Below are 17690 nucleotides of genomic sequence, written 5' to 3'. Positions count from 1 at the left end.
ATTCGAAACGGAGTGACCAGCCATGAGTCGTTTTCTCGATCGCCTAACCTATTTTCGCAAGCAAGTCGGCAGCTTCTCCAATGGACACGGCATCGTCACCACCGAGGATCGCGCCTGGGAGAATGCCTATCGCGACCGCTGGGCGCATGACCGCATCGTGCGCTCCACGCATGGCGTGAACTGCACCGGGTCGTGTTCGTGGAAGATCTATGTCAAGGGCGGCATCGTCACCTGGGAAACCCAGCAGACCGATTATCCGCGCACGCGGCCCGACCTGCCGAACCATGAACCGCGCGGTTGTTCGCGCGGCGCCAGCTACTCCTGGTATCTCTACAGCGCCAATCGGGTGAAGTATCCGATGATCCGTGGCCGGCTGATCCGGTTGTGGCGCGCGGCGCGGAAAACCCATCGCGATCCGGTCGCCGCCTGGCAGTCCATCGTCGAGGACAAGGCCAAGGCGAAGGAATACAAGTCTGCGCGCGGCCTGGGCGGTTTCGTGCGCGCGAACTGGGACGAGGCGAACGAGATCATCGCCGCTGCCAATGCCTACACGATCAAGGCGTTCGGGCCGGATCGCGTGATCGGTTTCTCGCCGATCCCCGCGATGTCGATGGTGTCCTATGCTGCCGGCAGCCGTTACCTGTCGCTGATCGGCGGCGTCTGCATGAGCTTCTACGACTGGTACTGCGATCTGCCGCCGAGCTCGCCGCAGACCTGGGGCGAGCAGACCGACGTGCCGGAATCGGCCGACTGGTACAATTCGACCTTCCTGATGCTCTGGGGCTCGAATGTGCCACAGACGCGAACGCCCGATGCCCATTTCATGACCGAGGTGCGCTACAAGGGGACCAAGGTCGCGGTGGTGACGCCGGATTATTCTGAAGCGTCCAAATTCGCGGATCTGTGGCTGCATCCCAAGCAGGGCACCGATGCGGCGCTCGCCATGGCCATGGGCCATGTCGTTCTGAGCGAATACCACGTCAAAACCCGCAGCAGCTATTTCGAGGATTACTGCCGTCGCTATACCGACATGCCCAACCTGGTCATGCTGGTGGAACGCGACGGGCGCCTCGTGCCCGACCGTTTCCTGCGCGCCTCCGATTTCGCCGACAATCTGGGCGAAGCCAACAACCCCGACTGGAAGACACTCGCCTTCGACGAGACCAGTGGCAAGCTGGTCACGCCGCTGGGCTCGATCGGTTTCCGTTGGGGCGAGCAGGGCAAGTGGAACCTGGAGGAGAAAGACACTGCGGGCAGCGGGACCAAACTGCGTCTGGGCCTCAAGGGCATCGAGGACGAGCTGAAGCCGGTCGCCTTCCCGTATTTCGGCGGCATCGTGAACGAGCATTTCCCGAACAATGCCCAGACGGATGTGATTGAACGGAAAGTCCCGGTCAAGCGCATCGAAACCAAGAACGGCGCGGTGCTGGTCACCGCGGTCTACGACCTGTTCATGGCTAATTACGGCGTCGATCGCGGTTTCGACGACCCGAACACGGCGAAGAGCTTCGACGATAACCAGCCTTACACTCCGGCCTGGCAGGAGAGCATCACCGGCGTGCCGCGCGAACAGGTGATCGCGGTCGCCCGTGCCTTTGCCGACAATGCCGACAAGACCAAGGGCAAATCCATGGTCATCCTCGGTGCGGCGATCAACCACTGGTATCACGCCGACATGAACTACCGCGGCATCATCAACCTGCTGGCGATGTGCGGCTGCATCGGTCAGTCGGGCGGTGGCTGGTCGCATTATGTCGGGCAGGAAAAACTGCGGCCGCAATGCGGCTGGCTGCCGCTGGCCTTTGCGCTGGACTGGCACCGTCCGCCGCGCCAGCAGAACTCGACATCCTTCTTCTATGCCCATACCGGGCAGTGGCGATATGAAAAGCTGGCGGTAGAAGAGATTCTCTCGCCGGTGGCGCCGAAGAAGCTGACCGGCTCGCTGATCGACTTCAATGTGCGGGCGGAACGGATGGGCTGGTTGCCTTCGGCTCCACAGGTGGACCGTAATCCGCTGCAGATCGCGAGGGATGCTGCCGCCGTCGGACAGGAGCCGGCGCCCTATCTGGTCGACAAGCTGAAAAGCAGCGACATCCGCATGTCCTGCGAGGATCCGGATAATCCGGTGAACTTCCCGCGCAACATGTTCGTCTGGCGCTCCAACATTCTTGGCTCCAGCGGCAAGGGCCACGAATACTTCCTCAAATACCTGCTCGGCACCCAGCATGGCGTGCAGGGCAAGGACCTGGGCCAGGAAGGCGGACGCAAGCCCGAAGAGGTGGTGTGGCGCGAAAGCGCGGAAGGCAAGCTCGACCTGCTGGTGACACTCGACTTCCGCATGTCCACCACCTGCGTGTATTCTGACATCGTGCTGCCGACGGCCACTTGGTACGAGAAGCACGACATGAACACCTCCGACATGCATCCCTTCATCCATCCGCTGTCGGCGGCGGTGGATCCGGCCTGGGAAGCGCGCAGCGACTGGGAAATCTTCAAGGGCCTTGCCAAGAAATTCTCGTCGGTCTGCGAAGGCCATCTCGGCGTCGAGAAGGATGTGGTGATGACGCCGCTGATGCACGACACCCCGGGAGAGCTGGGACAGGCCTTCGAACCGAAGGACTGGCGCAAGGGCGAGATCGAGCCGATCCCCGGCAAGACCATGCCGCAGATCACCGTGATCGAACGCGACTATCCGAATACCTACAAGAAGTTCACCGCGCTGGGTCCGCTGCTGAGCAAGATCGGCAATGGCGGCAAGGGCATCAGCTGGAATACCCAGCATGAGGTCGAATTCCTCGGAAAGCTGAACGGCAAGGTCACCGAGCCGGGCGTCAGCCAGGGCATGCCGCGGATCGAAACCGACATCGAGGCGGCGGAAGTAATCCTGTCGCTGGCGCCGGAGACCAACGGCGAGGTGGCGGTGAAGTCCTGGGCGGCGCTGTCGAAGGCGACCGGCCGCGACCATACGCATCTGGCGCGTCCGCGCGAGGACGACAAGCTGCGCTTCCGCGACCTGCAGGCGCAGCCGCGCAAGATCATCTCGTCACCGACCTGGAGCGGGCTGGAATCCGAGCATGTCAGCTACAATGCTTGCTATACCAACGTGCATGAACTGATCCCCTGGCGCACGCTGACCGGTCGTCAGCAGCTCTACCAGGATCATCCCTGGATGCTCGCCTTCGGCGAGGGCCTGTGCACCTATCGGCCGCCGATCGATACCCGCAGCGTCGCTGCCGTGCATGGCAAGCGCAGCAACGGCCATCCGGAAATCCTGCTCAACTTCATTACGCCTCACCAGAAATGGGGCATCCACAGCACCTATACCGACAATCTGCTTATGCTCACGCTGTCGCGTGGCGGGCCGATCGTCTGGCTCAGTGAAGTGGATGCCGCCAAGGTCGGCGTCGAGGATAACGACTGGGTCGAGGTGTTCAACGCCAATGGCGCACTCGTCGCCCGCGCCGTGGTCAGCCAGCGTGTCAACGAAGGCATGCTGCTGATGTATCACGCGCAGGAAAAGATCGTGAATGTGCCGGGCAGCGAGATCACCGGCGCGCGCGGCGGTATCCACAACTCGGTCACGCGTACCACGGTAAAGCCGACGCATATGATCGGCGGCTATGCCCAGCTGAGCTACGGCTTCAACTACTACGGCACGATCGGCACCAACCGCGATGAATTCGTGGTGGTGCGCAAGATGACCAATATCGATTGGCTGGACGGTCCGCGGGTCAGCACCGCGGCCGCCGAATAAGCCAGCACAGACCAAGGAGATTGCCCCATGAAAGTCCGTGCTCAAATCGCCATGGTCCTCAATCTGGACAAATGCATCGGTTGCCATACCTGCTCGGTGACCTGCAAGAATGTCTGGACCTCGCGCCAGGGCGTCGAATACGCCTGGTTCAACAATGTCGAGACCAAGCCCGGCATTGGCTATCCGAAGGAATGGGAAAACCAGGAGAAGTGGCAGGGCGGTTGGCGCCGCACCCGCAGCGGCAAGATCGAGCCGCGCATCGGTGGTCGCTGGCGCATCCTGTCGAAGATTTTTGCCAATCCGCATCTGCCGCAAATCGACGATTACTACGAGCCCTTCACCTTCGATTACGAGCACCTGCAGACAGCGCCGGAATCGCAGGCAACCCCGGTGGCGCGGCCGGTGTCGTTGATCACCGGCAAGCGCATGGAAAAGATCGAGTGGGGTCCGAACTGGGAGGAAATCCTCGGCACCGAATTCGCCAAGCGCTCGAAGGACAAGAATTTCGACGGGCTGCAGAAGGAAATCTACGGCCAGTTCGAAAAGACCTTCATGTTCTACCTGCCGCGCCTGTGCGAGCATTGCCTCAATCCAGCCTGCGTCGCCGCCTGTCCGTCGGGCTCGATCTACAAGCGTGAGGAAGACGGCATCGTCCTGATCGACCAGGACAAGTGCCGCGGCTGGCGCATGTGCGTCAGCGCCTGCCCCTACAAGAAAATCTATTACAACTGGCAGTCCGGCAAAGCCGAGAAATGCACCTTCTGCTTCCCCCGCATCGAGGCAGGAGAACCGACGGTCTGCTCGGAAACTTGTGTCGGCCGCATCCGCTATCTCGGCGTGCTGCTCTACGATGCCGACCGCATCGAGGAAGCCGCCAGCGCCGAGAACGAGCAGGATCTGTATCAGCGGCAGCTCGATATCTTCCTCGATCCCAACGATCCGGCGGTGATCGAACAGGCCCGGCGCGACGGCGTGCCGGAAAACTGGCTGGAATCGGCACGTCACTCGCCGACCTACAAGATGGCAATCGACTGGAAGATCGCCTTCCCGCTGCATCCGGAATACCGCACCCTGCCGATGGTCTGGTACGTCCCGCCGCTGTCGCCGATCCAGGCGGCTGCCGATGCCGGCAAGATTGCGATGTCCGACCAGATCCCCGATGTGAGTTCCCTGCGCATCCCGGTGAAGTATCTCGCCAACCTGCTCACCGCCGGCAAGGAAGAGCCGGTGGTCGAGGCGCTGGAGCGCATGATGGCGATGCGGGTGTTCATGCGCAGCCGCCATGTCGATGCGAAGGAGAATCTCGCGGTTCTTGAACAGGTCGGGCTCACGCTCGCCCAGGTCGAGGATATGTACAAGACTATGGCGATCGCCAATTACGAGGATCGCTACGTGATCCCGTCAACCCATCGCGAATATGCCGAAAATGCCTTCGACCTGCGCGGCAGTTGCGGCTTCTCCTTCGGCGCCGGCTGCTCCGGTGGCAAGGAACCGGCCAATCTGTTTGCGGCCGGCCAGCGCGCGGTCGGGGAGTGATGACCATGAGAATCCTGAAAGCCCTGTCGGCTCTGCTCGACTATCCGACCGCCGATCTGCAGTCGGCGCTGCCGGAAATCCGCGCGATGATCGCCAGCGATCTCAAGCCCAGCCAGAAAACCGCTGCCGCACTCGACAAGATGGCGGCCGATCTCGGCGACAGCGACCTGATCGAACTGCAGGAACGCTATACCAGCCTGTTCGATCGCGGCCGTTCGGTGGCGCTGCATCTCTATGAGCATGTCCATGGCGACTCGCGCGATCGCGGTTCGGCGATGGTGGCGCTGATGGAGCTTTACCACAGGCATGGCTTTGCGCTGGATTCGAGCGAACTGCCGGACTATCTGCCGCTGCTGCTGGAATTCCTCAGCCAGATCGACCCGCAGGAGGCGCGTGGCATCCTGCGCGATGCCGCGCCGATCTTCGCCTTGCTGCGTGACCGGCTTGACAAGCGCCAGTCTGTCTATGCTGCGGTGCCTGCCGCGCTGCTTGCCCTGGCCGATGCGGCGGCGGTGGCCGCGCCAGTTCGTCCGCCAGAGGAAGACGACGACAGTTTCGAGGCCCTGGACCGGGCCTGGGACGAAGCCGCAGTCACCTTCGGTCCGGAAAACGACCCGCACCGCACCTCCGGTGGCGGCTGCGGCAAGGCCTCGGCCTGGGTGCAGGCTATCAACACCCCATCCCCGCGCTGATCGGAGGACCGTGATCATGATGCAGTATGTCGAACACTTCTTTTTTGGCATCTACCCCTATATCGGACTGAGCGTCTTCCTGGTCGGCAGCCTGGTCCGCTTCGAACGCGGCCAGTACACCTGGCGCAGCGGCTCGAGCCAGATGCTGCGTACCAGCCAGCTGCGCTGGGGCTCGAACCTGTTCCATATCGGGATCCTGTTCCTGCTGTTTGGCCATTTCGTCGGCCTGCTGACGCCGCATTGGCTGTATGAGCATTTCATCACCGCCGGAGCCAAGCAGATGGTGGCGGTGGTGTCCGGCGGCACGGCCGGTACGATCTGCTTCATCGGACTGACCCTACTGCTGCATCGCCGGCTGACCGATGCGCGCATCCGCGCCACCAGTTCGCCGATGGATATCGCCATCCTGCTGGTGCTGTGGCTGCAACTGGTGCTTGGTCTGGTAACGTTGCCGTTCTCGGTCCAGCACAGCGATGGCGGCACGATGTTGGCCCTGTCGGAATGGGCGCAGCGGATCGTCACCTTCCGCGGCGGCGCCGCCGAGCTGGTATCGGCCGTCGACTGGCCATTCAAGCTGCATATCGTGCTAGGCATCACCATCTTCGTGCTCTTCCCGTTCAGCCGCCTGGTGCATATCTGGAGCGCGCCGCTTGGCTATGTTTTCCGCAGCTATCAGGTGGTGCGCCGGCGCTCGCCGGCCCGCCCGACCTTGTAAGGAGACTGACATGGAAGTGATCCGTGTGAATGATACGGCTATCGACGAGGCTGCAGTGCTGGCGGAAATGCAATATCATCCGGCTGCATCCGCCGAAGAGGCCGGGCGAAAGGCCGCCGAAGCCTTGGCGGTTCGCGAACTATTGCTGCAGCGGGCCGAGGCCCTCGGCTACGATCGCGAAGACGAGGGTGCCATCGACCAGGTGATCGCAGCGGAAGTATCGCTGCCGGCGCCGGATGAGGAATCCTGCCGGCGTTACTATGAGGCCAACCGCAGCCAATTCCGTAGTCCGACGCTCTACGAAGCGCGGCATATCCTGATTCCGGCGATGCCAGAAGACGAGGAGGAACGCGAAACTGCCCGACTGCAGGCAGAGAAGCTGATCGCGTTGCTGAAAGCCGATCCCGAGCTGTTTGGACAGCTTGCCAAGGAATATTCGGCCTGCTCCTCGAAGGATAATGGCGGTCATCTGGGCCAGTTCGCCAGCGATACCACCGTACCGGAATTCGAGACTTTCCTCGACGAACTCCAGGTCGGGCAGCTGTCGCCGGCGCCGGTACCGACCCGCTACGGCTTCCATGTGCTGCAACTGATCCAGCGCGAGCCGGGGCGCGATCTGCCATATGACAGCGTGCAGCAACGCGTGTCGGATTATCTCTGTGAGTCGGTTTTCCGCACGGCTGTGCGCCAGTATATCGCCATGCTTGTGGCCGAGGCCGAGATCAGTGGCGTGGCGCTGGCGGGAGCCGAATCGCCGCTGGTGCAGTGAGGTTGCCATGCCGGCTCGCGAACACAGTTCCGGCACATTGGCCCTGCGCCGCCTGTTGCGCGGGTTCGAGCATTTTCACGACTGCTTCTTCGAAGGCAATAGCCAGCTCTACGAGCGCCTGGTTAGCGAGGGGCAGTCACCGCGCATCCTGGTGATCGCCTGCTCGGATTCACGCTCCGATCCGGCGCTGCTGACCGAGGCGCAGCCGGGTGACTTGTTCGTAATCCGGAATGTCGCCGCCCTGGTGCCGGCCTACGAACGGCCAACCGGCGTTCCGAAAGGCACCAGCGCGGCCATAGAATTCGGCATTCGCGCCCTGGAGGTGGACCATATCATCGTGCTCGGCCATTCCCACTGCGGCGGTATCCGCTTTCTGGCTGAGCGCCGCGCGGGCAAGGACGGTTTCGAATTCCTGCCCGACTGGGTGGCGGTCGCTGGCGATCTCGTCGATACGATGGAGAATCTTGCCAGCGAAGCCGACGAAGCCGAGCGGCTGCGCTGGCTGGAAAAATCCGCGGTTGGCCTGTCGGTGCGCAACCTGCAGAGTTTTCCCTGGATCGCTGACCGCATCCGGGCGGGCCGGCTAGCCCTGCATGGCTGGCATTTCGACCTGCAGCACGGCCAGCTGCAGGCCATGGATGGCACTTCCGGCAGATTCAGCGCGGTGCCCGCTGGTGAACTTCCGGCACCGGCCTGTGGCTGCTGTGAAGGCCTTATGGAGCTCGTCGCCCAATGATTCACCTTCAAACCTCCGATCCGCACAGCAGCACCATCGTGATCCGATGGCCGGTTCTGTTGCAAAGCGGTTTCCGCCCGTTCTTTCTGCTGGCCGGATTGCAGGCCAGCCTGTTCATTCTGCTCTGGATCGCGGGCTGGGTGATCGGTTGGAATCTGCCGCTGGGCGATCACCCCATCCTCTGGCACGGCCACGCCATGCTATTCGGCTTTGCCACCGCCGCCCTGGCCGGGTTTCTGCTTACCGCCGTGCCGAACTGGACCGAGGCCGGGCCGGTGCGTGGGGCCCGCCTCGCCCTGTTGGTGGCGTTTTGGCTGGCGGCGCAGATTTTGTCGCTGTCGCCGTTGGCAACGGCTTATGCCGTGGCGGATGTCGGCTTCTGGCTGTTGCTGATCGGGCTGATCGCGCCCGGAATCCTCAAACGCAATGCCTGGCGCAATGGCATCTTCGTGGTGATTCTGTCGGTTCTCGCCAGTATCAATCTGCTGTGGCATCTGTCGTTGCATTACGGCTGGTATGATACCGCGTTGCTTTGTCTGCATGGAGCTTTGGGTCTTTTCCTGCTGGCAATCGGAATTATCGGCGGTCGCATCATCCCGGCCTTCACCATTGGTGGCCTGCTGCAGGCGGGGCATACCGTGTCGATTGTGCCGGCGCCCCGTCTCGGCCTGGCGGCGAATATCGCGCTGGTTGCCGCCCTGATCGCCAGGCTGGCGGCGTTGCCGGTGGCACTGCAGGTGCTGGCCTGCCTGCTGGCCGCCGTCCTGCATGGCCTGCGCCTGCAGCATTGGTGGCGCCGGAAGATCCTTCGCATCCCGATCATCTGGTCGCTTCATCTTGGGTATGCCTTCCTGCCGGTCGGTTTCGTGCTGGAAGCTGCGGGCGCGGCCGGCCTGGTGCCCCTCGGCGCCGGCATTCACGCGCTGGGCAGCGGTGGCGTTGGCCTGATGATCCTTGCGGTCATGACGCGAGCGTCCCTGGGGCATACCGGCCGGCGGCTGGTGGCGCCTGGCCTGGCCGCTATCGCCTATCTGCTGGTGGCTGCCGGCGCGCTGTTGCGCGTTGTTGCCGCGAGTATCGCCGGTGCCGATTTCACCCAGCCCTTGCTCGCCATCAGCGGTCTGGCCTGGGCCGGGGGATTCGCTGCTTTCACCCTGGGCTATGCCCGCATCCTCTTTGCGCCCAGGCTTGATGGTCGGCCGGGCTGATACGGAGACAAACGACATGACAAAACAAAAAGCAAAACATGCAGAGCTGCCGCCGGCGGCACGGAACTTCGCCACGCGCCAAAAGGCGGTGTGGAAGGCGTATGAGATGCTCGGCGAAGCTGCTGCTGAGGCCGGGCCGCTCGATGCCCGCGCGCGGCGGCTGGTGAAGCTGGCGCTCGCGATTGGTGCCCAGGCACAGGGCGCCACATCATCGCATGCGCGGCGCGCCAAGGCAGACAATGTGAGCCTGGCCGAGATGCATCACGTTGCAGTTCTCGCCGTCACCACACTCGGATTGCCAGCTGCGGTACGCGCCATGGCCTGGATCGATACCGCCCTGGAGAAAGGACCGGTGCGGAAGCGGAAGTGAATGTCGTAAGGAAAAAAGAGTGTGCATCATGATCAGCTATGAAGACCGGACCCTTGCCGACATTGCCGTCAGCCTCCCCGGCGCCACAGCGGTCTTTCGGGCCCATAAACTGGATTTCTGTTGTGGCGGCGGAACCAGCCTTAAAGACGCTGCCAGCAAACGTGGCTTGGAGCTGGAGCAGCTTGACGGCGAATTGCAGGCACTAACTCCTGGGGCATTGACCGTGCCGCAGGAGACCGCGGACCTGATTGAGCATATCCTAACCCGCTACCACGTGGTGCATCGGGCCGAATTGCCCGAGTTGATCCGGCTGGCGCGACGCGTCGAGGCAGTACATCGCGGTCATCAGGATGTTCCTGCTGGCCTGGCGGATCTTCTGGAGGAAACGCTGCGGGAACTGGACGACCATATGCAGAAGGAAGAGGTCATGCTGTTCCCGATGATGCTGCGTGGCGGCCACCCGATGATCGAATATCCGATCACGGTCATGCGCAGCGAACATGAAGAGCATGGCGCACGGCTGCATTCGATCGAAGCATTGACCAATGGTGGCGCGGCACCCGGTGATGCCTGTCCGACATGGCGCGCGCTCTATGCCGGTACGCGTAAACTGGTAGATGATGTGATGGAGCACATCCACCTGGAGAACAACATCCTGTTTCCGCGCTGGCTCTGAAACTATAAGGCGCCCCCAGCTACAATGCTGGATTGTTCCTAGCCCTTGCCATAATGGGGCGTTATCAGATGGGAACAATGTGAATGCGCGCGATGGCTTCCAAACCCTCCCTGCCTAGCTCCTGTCCCCATACATCTCGCAACATCTGCACCGCCAACTCGGTTTGTCTCGTAGAGGCTGCGACGCGTCGCGACCGGCCTGGTTGATCCTGTGCGTGGATGTCGCAACGGACTCCGATCCAGCCAGACTCACGCATGCAGCCAGCATGCCCACAAATCCCGCAAACTGCATTACTCGCGAGCTCGGCAGCGCCAACCAGATCAAAGACTTCATCCGGGGCATAGCAGTAAATACGGAGTGTGCCGTACTTTTCCTTGATCTGCTGAATAGATACTCCTGATCTGACCTCCTGCGACAATGCCTTCATGTAGATTGCAAACGCCTCGAAGAGGCCGATCCAGCCGTAGGGAAGAGAGATATCTCCAATTGTCCCGGCGCCCAATAGGCACTCCAGCTGGCGTCGCGCGTCACGAAAGTTTTCGCTCATCACTCTTCCTGGTAAATAGAGGATTCTAAAGAAGCTTCGTGGAAGCTTCGAAATCGATGGTCTATCTGCTAAGTGTGCGTTCATTTTCCGCCCGAGTATCACTGTCGGCTCGGTCTATGCTGGCCAAAAGCAGAGGGCACAGGTGTCGCGCCAGTGGAAAACGTGGACCACATCCTAGCAATCGAGAGAACTTCTCTTCGCAGAAATATAAGACTTGGAAACCCGCTTCTGCCGGTTTGCCTGCTAACGGGTACCAGTCGATCAGTTACGACCGCCCGATAGAAGTCCGCAGAGGTATTGTGGTGGGACATGAATGTCGCTTTGGCGGCCCGCCAAGGCATTTCAGAGACTGGATCGACGCCAAGTACGGGCAGCCTCCCGACTTTTTGGCAAAATTCGTCAATTGACTCCCGGCGAAAACAACGCGATCTGCGATCGAGTACCATCGAAGGGTCAGCATGAGGGAAGATATAATTATCATAGAGCGCTTGCACTTGGTGTCGATCCGAGACGCCAAGAGAGCGGCAAGCGTCCTTGCTAGAAATGCATTCGTCGACACAGCTTTGAATCCAGTGAACCTCTTTGTTGCGAAGATAGGTTGCTTTTCGCCATTTTGATCGAGTGGTGGCGTAGGGGCGACGCTCTCCAATCTTCTTTAGGCTGACTTTTGTCATACCAACTCGTTCTGCTGCATCGTCAATTCTTACAAGCTCACCGTTACGTATCTCTTCTTTGGCTGTCTCACCTTGCTGATAGAGAAATTTTGAAATCTCATCTTCCGCTCTTTTCCGAATCTTTTCGTTTGTCCCTCGGCAAAACAGGCGCCTGTATGGGGAGACTGTGATCGTGCCTTTGTATGGGCGGGCGGCACGGGCTAGTAGCCACTGCGATGAGCTCTCCCAGGACTTAAACATCTCGTATCCCTGGCTCAATCGTAGTTCCATGCCATTGCGCATTGTGGCGATGCCAGTACGATTTACATCGCCCTTTATGCGGCCAACGGCGAAAACAAGTTCGAGAGCAAGTGAAAAATCGGCGTCCTCCAGCACGGGAGGAAGTTCACCAGGCTCATCGCTCCCGGTGAGACCACCAATCAACGATAGCAGTGAGGTCACAGCTTCAGCGAGTGTCGCATTGGATGAATGAGTGGCGCCAATGCCCTTAAAGCACTGGTCGCAACGTCCACGCTTTACCGAAGGCATGTCGAGGGAGGCATCGCATTCAGCACATCTAGAGAGCATTTTTACATGGTGAATCGGGCATGCTACGAGAAAATTGAACTGCCATACCAGCATATGTGTCCCGCGTTCACTCGTGCACAACGGGCAGAAGTACAGTGAATCAAAATTGACATAAATTCGGCGGATCTCCTGTCCTCGACAGAATAATCTACCGTCGCGGCGCGGGAATCTCATTGCATCCAGGTGCTCCACCGATTGACCGAGCGCATCTGCGACAGGGGCCAGATTTGGCGCTGTTGAAAGACAACGGAATGTCCGGGACTTAAACAGGCCGGGAAATGCATCGAAGATCCATTTATAAGAATCGTATCCGAGGATTGGCGCGAGACGCGAAAGGTACCCATAGATGCTTTCGCCGCGCATCGGGTCGGCTTTAAAAAATAATCTTTTCGTCATGCTGATAATTTTCCGCCCAGAGATCCACCATCTCGTCCCCCACGTGCGCGCAGCCGTCGAGAATTGTCCTCCGGCTTGACGGGATTTCCAGCTAGGAGAGCTTTAGGTGAAAACGGGTTGGGCTGAATTGGCAGGATGCCTTCCGTGCGAGAAAATACATCTCGGAGGATCTGGCGAGAAATTGAATTCTCCTGACGTTCAATTGCCAAGAGAAGTGCCCTATCTAAAAGACCGGTAACACGGCCGATTAAGCCGTCGGAAGCAATGTGGAGCCGACGGGCAAGGTCTTCATCAGCGAGGCACGACGGAAGCGGAAGCCCTAATGCCTTCTCCAATCCAGAAAGCATATTCTGGAACACCTTCATTTCGGCTTCAGTAGATACGCTATAGGCCATAATTCTGAAGCTGGCGAAATTACGCCGTTGTAACTGTTCGTTGACCTTGAGGATTTCGGCCGCAGGGTCCGTCCCTACCAGTACAATTGGACAGATATTCTCGTTCAGTAGACTTTTGATCCAGTCCGCTGTCTCATAGGCAGCGACGGCGTTACTGCTGCGAGCGACTAAATGCTGGAATTCATCCATCACAATCAGACTCGTGCGGCGAACACGCAACAAATGCAGGATCCGCTGAGTCATTTCCTGCTGGCTGCCCCGCGACGGCCGAGGGTCACCTAGAACCGTAAGAAGGGTTTCGGCCACACCTTTGACTGTGGCGCGTGCTGGGCATTCGACGAATAGGAGCGGTTTGATTTCAATCTCGATATCACCCTCACAGTAGGTCGTCTTACGCAGTGATTTCATGAAGGTGCGCTCGTAATATCGAACTAAGCGTGTCTTTCCGGACCCAGACGGGCCAAACAGGCCCATGCATTGAGCGTGAGTCGTGCCGCACCCAGATTGATGCAGCGTTTTAATTCCGCGGAGGATTTCCTGGAGTGTCGGATCCTTTACAAATACCTTTCTGAACGCCCAAAGACGAGCTTCCTGCTGCTTGTCTTCGCTGCCATCAATCTGAGTCATTTACTCCTCCGTCTCGATTGAAACCCAGCTTCGGCTGGGCCGTTGTTGTTCGGCAGATTGCGCCTGATCATTGGATGGAGCTGGTGGGATTATCGGAGCACGTAGAATTTCAGTGGAAGAGGAGTCGGCATCCGAGCTTTGCAGACGTTTAATCTGGACAGCGGTTTTGCGACGTAGAGAAGCGGTTCTGGTCAGAGACTTATCAATTTCCGCCTTGATGTGCTGACGTGCGACGCCGAGATCGGCAACAGTCATGCTGCCAGCAGTGCGTTTTCCGGCTTCGCGCTTGGAAAGCTTGTGCAGTGCGAGCGACAGGCCGGTCGTGTACTCTGGCTCGGTTGAGGGCAGTTTGATGAACTGCTTGGTGAGCGGATCCTGCACGAGAATGTAGCTGAGATCGTCATGATTATATCGGATCTCGACTAGCTTCGGAGCGTGCGGTCGATTCAGCAGGTCAAATACAGCATCCGAGCAGTAATATAGGTCGAAGAGACTAATCCCCTTGCGAGTGATGCGGCGCCGTGCAAAACCACCGACCAGGCTATTCAGATCATTCGCGGAACGAAGCGGCGTGATGCCGTGCATGGCAACGCCGTGAGTCCACACTTCGATTGGAGACTTGCCTCGAAGTCTTGGGATTCTTTGCGAGTAATGGTCGATTAGCCAGATATGGATGATGTGCTGCAGATCCAAAAGCGACAGGCAGGCTGCCTTTTCAGACTTATAGTCGCCCCGCTGCTTAGGTCCGCTGAACGTCGTGCCGGGGATTTGATGGAGCAGGCTGGTATTGTGTACCCCGAAGAACCGCTCGATTGCGCTCTTATACCAGGGTGATCGCCCTGGGGCGTGACTGAGATTGATGCCGAGTTGCGCACAGGCCTCGCGGAAGCCTTCACTATGAAATTCCAGTCCGTTATCGACCATGATTGATGTCGGCACTCCCTGACATGGCCATTTATTCTTAATGTCGGGGTAGCGGTCCTGGACGTATTGCTTGTTCAGGATGGCATGCTTTAGGCAAAGCATCACGGTATGAGTGCCTGGCGGCTCAAAACCAACATAGAAACCGACAATCATCCGCGAGTATTTGTCGATAGCGGCAGTCATTGTCGGCCTGCCGATAACTTGGCGTGTTTCCTCATCGACAAGCATGATGTCCAGAATGGTGTGGTCGATTTCGATCACTTCCAAAGGCTTGGTTGCCTTGGGAGCTGGCTGCACAGGGATAAACTTCATGTTTGCGGCGAGTTTCCCTTTGCGGGCGACCATAACCTCATAGGGCATCCTATCAGCGATTGCGCGACGGATCGTCGCCAGGCTGGGGTATGGAAGATGTTCGGCCGGCTGGTGGGTGTCGTTATGGGCCTTTAACTTACCGCACACCAGCTCATGGACCGAGATCGCGGTCGTGTCCTCGGGGCGGCAGTAATGCTCTTCAATGACGATTTCGATTAGGTCGAGAACGTCGCTGTCCACGCGCCGCCGGCGATTGCCTCGCCGATGTACATTAGGCACGAGGACCCGAATGTCTCGCGCGCCAGCCTGCTCCCACCTCGACATCCAGCGAATGACGGTCCGAGCACTCGGAGGCTGAGGGTCGCCCAGCTTTGCCGCAATTTGGGAAAGCGCAATTTTTAGGCGGGCGGCCGTTCTCGGCACGGACAGTCCGCGCATTGCCTCGACATATTGGTGCCGCTTGGTTGTCTCCGCCTTGAGTGGTTTAGATAGATAGAAGAAGTCAGCTTGCACCGGGTCGAACCCGGTATCTTTCTGTGGCGGCGAGTCGAGAGTTACAGTGCCATCCGCCAGCCGCGCAGAGAAATCGTCATTACTCAGAATGATTGGGGCTCGTGTGACCTGGTTCTCAAGGACATACCCGCCCTCGGTCGTAATGACATGCATGCGATAATGGATGCCATCGACATAGACGGATTGGCCTGCAGGGATGCGGTACATGGCGTCACCTATTGATTGCGAGCAAGGTGAAAAGCGGTTTGGCCTGTCAGTTCGGTGTCGAGCGGAAAGCAGATTTTTCCGGTCGCAGCCAAGCAGAGGATTACTGCGTCGACATCGGGCTTTTCATCTAGCACGTGCCGCAGCGTCTCGAAGGCAACCGGTCCTGCGAAGAGAGCGGATACGATAGCCAGCTCATCATCTAGAGAAACTAGGCGCCGACGATAGTGCAGTAGCGTCTGACAGTTTCGTAATCGGGGTTGCTGTCGGATATGGCTTTCAGCGATAACATGGTAGGAAGTTTCAATTATTGCGCAGTGTCGCCTGGCGGCTTCGTACAGTGGCTGCTTTTCCTGCGCTAAGGCATCCCGGTCTGGTTTGACTTCATGGAAGGCCCTGGAGCCGTCTACATACTGCACCAGGAGATCCGGAAAATGCTTTCTTGGCTGCCCATCGACGAGAAGATTGAAGCAGGTGGGCTGAGCGATGAACGTTGCGACGTAGGGGTCGAACTCCAGGCAGTAAAAGTAATCGCGCTCGATTTGAGACTCCCAGGGAAGAGCGCACTGCATTTTTCCACTCTGGAAATAGCCGACGACACGCTTTGTCCGGTACGTCACGACCTTGCGACTGATCGGCAGGGTCGTAGTGGAATTACCGATAAAAATTGGCGCGAGATTCCGTCCGCGCAAGCCTTGCTTGCGGCTGCGTCCATTTGACATGGCGTCCTCAGTGATCTTAGCCGCCGATCGCTACTTTCGAGCGCTCAAGCGGGCGTTGGATGTATTGGCAGGCGCGGAGCCGAAGCCCGGTCAGACGCGTCGCCTGAATCGTTGGGCGCGGCGCGAAATTCGGATTCGAGATGCCCTCAGTTGAGGGCGCAGAGTGGGCGAAACGCCGATACCGGAATGTGAAGACATGACTTCTCTCCCTCGGCGACACTGGATGTCGCAGATCAGTTAACCCGCCGGAACGACCCGGCTAAAGTTTACGAACGAGAGAGAGGTATGAGGCTGCTCAATAAACCACACAGGCCAACACTTTGAGCCTGTTCAACATGGTATGAATTCACGATAGCCATGCGCTGATAATGAATTAGATTCCTAAAAGAGTCAACGACGTTCACATTTGCGAGCCGCTGGAAGGTCTGGCGGCCGTCGCGTCGAGGATCGCGGATTGACCAAGGTTATATTCATTGATGTCGATGGCGTGTTGCTGCCTCTTCGGGCGTATGCGTTGTCAGATAATGGCGGCTTCGAGCTAACGGCTACCTCGCATTCGAGCGAGGGCGGCCCCCGTCGGCGGGCATTCGACCCAGTCGCAGTTGCAATGATTTGCAGGCTTGTTGAGAAGACGGGCGCCAGGCTCGTCTGGTCCAGCAGCTGGGCAAACCTCGATCAGTCTGTTCTCGAGCGCGTCATGGCTGAAAATGGTCTGGATGCGGAAATGTTCGATGAGCGGCCAATGACGCCCCGTTGGCATGGGGCGAACCGGGCCCAGGAGATTGATTTGTGGCTGCAGGAAGCCAGCGGCGCTATCGAATGGATCGCATTGGATAACGACCCCAACCTGCATGGCCGGGATTCGGTACTCAACAAGAGAGATCCAGACAACCTTCGTCGCCCGACTTTCAGTGCCCATGATGGGATGACACTCGGCATTTACAGTCAGGCAGCGGCAATTTTGGGAAGTGATGAAAGTATCGTCGACTGGGCCTTGGCCGATGTCAGGGGACGTCGGCGGCCGATCATATTTGTCACCCGGCAGGGACAGGGCCACATGACCCCATTATTTTCAGTTGAGCGCGTTTGCTCTGGCGGTTTCGTGGTGGCGGACAGCCTCTGGTATCGATTGGGCAATACGATCACCGATCCAAGCCTTCTGAGAGCCGCCAACCGCAGTTTAGTGGGATTTGATCTGACCTTTAGGGACGCAGCAATTGAAACCCTCGTGGAGCTTTTCCCAGTGCGGGCCCAGAAACTGTGGGATTGAATATTGGGCCTTATCGGTGACCGCCTTATCAAGCGCCGACGTCTATCCGATAACGGATGAATAATAGGGTATTCGTTTCTTAC

15 protein-coding genes are annotated in these 17690 nt (G+C 59.0%); 10 read left to right on the top strand and 5 right to left on the bottom strand.

Annotation, left to right across the window (positions count from 1 at the left end; genetic code table 11):
• The first annotated feature begins 22 nt into the window (after positions 1-22).
• The 9 genes from AAG821_RS05005 to ytfE are packed head-to-tail and all read left to right on the top strand — an operon-like array spanning position 23 to position 10456.
• Complete coding sequence (locus tag AAG821_RS05005; RefSeq protein ID WP_341911369.1) at positions 23-3754, top strand: nitrate reductase subunit alpha; 3732 nt, start codon at positions 23-25, stop codon at positions 3752-3754.
• Between the two features lie 27 nt (positions 3755-3781).
• Entirely contained in the window at positions 3782-5290 is a 1509-nt protein-coding gene (narH, locus tag AAG821_RS05000; RefSeq protein ID WP_341894861.1) for a nitrate reductase subunit beta, read from the top strand.
• Positions 5290-5982, top strand: coding sequence for a nitrate reductase molybdenum cofactor assembly chaperone (narJ, locus tag AAG821_RS04995; RefSeq protein WP_341916223.1), 693 nt, complete (start codon positions 5290-5292; stop codon positions 5980-5982). Before narH ends, narJ begins: the two co-directional genes overlap by 1 nt.
• Before the next feature lie 16 nt (positions 5983-5998).
• The gene (gene narI / locus AAG821_RS04990) at positions 5999-6697 is read left to right on the top strand and encodes a respiratory nitrate reductase subunit gamma (RefSeq protein WP_341894863.1); all 699 of its coding nucleotides are present in this window, start codon (positions 5999-6001) and stop codon (positions 6695-6697) included.
• A gap of 10 nt (positions 6698-6707) precedes the next feature.
• The gene (locus AAG821_RS04985; protein WP_341911365.1) at positions 6708-7466 is read left to right on the top strand and encodes a peptidylprolyl isomerase; all 759 of its coding nucleotides are present in this window, start codon (positions 6708-6710) and stop codon (positions 7464-7466) included.
• Positions 7467-7473: 7 nt separating this feature from the next.
• Positions 7474-8202 carry a carbonic anhydrase gene (locus AAG821_RS04980; protein ID WP_341911363.1) on the top strand — a complete coding sequence of 243 codons (729 nt, stop codon included), beginning with the start codon at positions 7474-7476 and terminating at the stop codon, positions 8200-8202.
• Positions 8199-9410, top strand: coding sequence for an NnrS family protein (locus tag AAG821_RS04975; RefSeq protein ID WP_341916221.1), 1212 nt, complete (start codon positions 8199-8201; stop codon positions 9408-9410). Before AAG821_RS04980 ends, AAG821_RS04975 begins: the two co-directional genes overlap by 4 nt.
• 16 nt (positions 9411-9426) lie before the next feature.
• Positions 9427-9780: a carboxymuconolactone decarboxylase family protein gene (locus AAG821_RS04970; RefSeq protein ID WP_341914026.1), complete on the top strand. Its 354-nt coding sequence runs from the start codon at positions 9427-9429 to the stop codon at positions 9778-9780.
• A 28-nt stretch (positions 9781-9808) separates the two neighbouring features.
• On the top strand, positions 9809-10456 hold the full coding sequence (gene ytfE, locus AAG821_RS04965; RefSeq protein WP_341914028.1) for an iron-sulfur cluster repair protein YtfE: 648 nt from the start codon (positions 9809-9811) through the stop codon (positions 10454-10456).
• Positions 10457-10520: 64 nt separating this feature from the next.
• Here the strand turns inward: ytfE and AAG821_RS04960 are convergent, their stop codons facing one another.
• The 5 genes from AAG821_RS04960 to AAG821_RS04940 form a co-directional block, all read right to left on the bottom strand.
• The gene (locus AAG821_RS04960) at positions 10521-11003 is read right to left on the bottom strand and encodes a hypothetical protein (protein ID WP_341914030.1); all 483 of its coding nucleotides are present in this window, start codon (positions 11001-11003) and stop codon (positions 10521-10523) included.
• Between the two features lie 98 nt (positions 11004-11101).
• Positions 11102-12640 (bottom strand): TniQ family protein, encoded by a 1539-nt coding sequence (locus AAG821_RS04955; protein ID WP_341914032.1) that lies wholly within the window; start codon positions 12638-12640, stop codon positions 11102-11104.
• A complete protein-coding gene (locus tag AAG821_RS04950; RefSeq protein ID WP_341914034.1) occupies positions 12637-13662 on the bottom strand; it encodes a TniB family NTP-binding protein in 1026 nt (341 codons plus the stop codon). The genes AAG821_RS04955 and AAG821_RS04950 overlap by 4 nt, the downstream gene beginning before the upstream one ends.
• Positions 13663-15618 (bottom strand): DDE-type integrase/transposase/recombinase, encoded by a 1956-nt coding sequence (locus AAG821_RS04945; protein ID WP_341914036.1) that lies wholly within the window; start codon positions 15616-15618, stop codon positions 13663-13665.
• Positions 15619-15626: 8 nt separating this feature from the next.
• Positions 15627-16337 (bottom strand): TnsA endonuclease N-terminal domain-containing protein, encoded by a 711-nt coding sequence (locus tag AAG821_RS04940; protein WP_341914038.1) that lies wholly within the window; start codon positions 16335-16337, stop codon positions 15627-15629.
• 454 nt (positions 16338-16791) lie between these two features.
• On the opposite strand from AAG821_RS04940, the gene AAG821_RS04935 reads away from it, so the two are divergent.
• Entirely contained in the window at positions 16792-17607 is an 816-nt protein-coding gene (locus AAG821_RS04935; RefSeq protein WP_341914040.1) for an HAD domain-containing protein, read from the top strand.
• Positions 17608-17690 lie beyond the last annotated feature (83 nt).

It is taken from the genome of Ferrovibrio terrae (assembly GCF_943372915.1).
In the GTDB taxonomy this organism is placed as follows: domain Bacteria; phylum Pseudomonadota; class Alphaproteobacteria; order Ferrovibrionales; family Ferrovibrionaceae; genus Ferrovibrio; species Ferrovibrio terrae_A.
Note: the sequence above shows the minus strand (reverse complement) of the source record. Positions and strands in the feature narration are given on the sequence as shown.

What these genes read in the sequence shown, in the direction of transcription:
- AAG821_RS05005 (WP_341911369.1), top strand. Translation starts at nt 23, where the DNA reads ATGAGTCGTTTTCTCGATCGCCTAACCTATTTTCGCAAGCAAGTCGGC.
- narH (WP_341894861.1), top strand. Translation starts at nt 3,782, where the DNA reads ATGAAAGTCCGTGCTCAAATCGCCATGGTCCTCAATCTGGACAAATGC.
- narJ (WP_341916223.1), top strand. Translation starts at nt 5,290, where the DNA reads ATGACCATGAGAATCCTGAAAGCCCTGTCGGCTCTGCTCGACTATCCG.
- narI (WP_341894863.1), top strand. Translation starts at nt 5,999, where the DNA reads ATGATGCAGTATGTCGAACACTTCTTTTTTGGCATCTACCCCTATATC.
- AAG821_RS04985 (WP_341911365.1), top strand. Translation starts at nt 6,708, where the DNA reads ATGGAAGTGATCCGTGTGAATGATACGGCTATCGACGAGGCTGCAGTG.
- AAG821_RS04980 (WP_341911363.1), top strand. Translation starts at nt 7,474, where the DNA reads ATGCCGGCTCGCGAACACAGTTCCGGCACATTGGCCCTGCGCCGCCTG.
- AAG821_RS04975 (WP_341916221.1), top strand. Translation starts at nt 8,199, where the DNA reads ATGATTCACCTTCAAACCTCCGATCCGCACAGCAGCACCATCGTGATC.
- AAG821_RS04970 (WP_341914026.1), top strand. Translation starts at nt 9,427, where the DNA reads ATGACAAAACAAAAAGCAAAACATGCAGAGCTGCCGCCGGCGGCACGG.
- ytfE (WP_341914028.1), top strand. Translation starts at nt 9,809, where the DNA reads ATGATCAGCTATGAAGACCGGACCCTTGCCGACATTGCCGTCAGCCTC.
- AAG821_RS04960 (WP_341914030.1), bottom strand. Translation starts at nt 11,003, where the DNA reads ATGAGCGAAAACTTTCGTGACGCGCGACGCCAGCTGGAGTGCCTATTG.
- AAG821_RS04955 (WP_341914032.1), bottom strand. Translation starts at nt 12,640, where the DNA reads ATGACGAAAAGATTATTTTTTAAAGCCGACCCGATGCGCGGCGAAAGC.
- AAG821_RS04950 (WP_341914034.1), bottom strand. Translation starts at nt 13,662, where the DNA reads ATGACTCAGATTGATGGCAGCGAAGACAAGCAGCAGGAAGCTCGTCTT.
- AAG821_RS04945 (WP_341914036.1), bottom strand. Translation starts at nt 15,618, where the DNA reads ATGTACCGCATCCCTGCAGGCCAATCCGTCTATGTCGATGGCATCCAT.
- AAG821_RS04940 (WP_341914038.1), bottom strand. Translation starts at nt 16,337, where the DNA reads ATGTCAAATGGACGCAGCCGCAAGCAAGGCTTGCGCGGACGGAATCTC.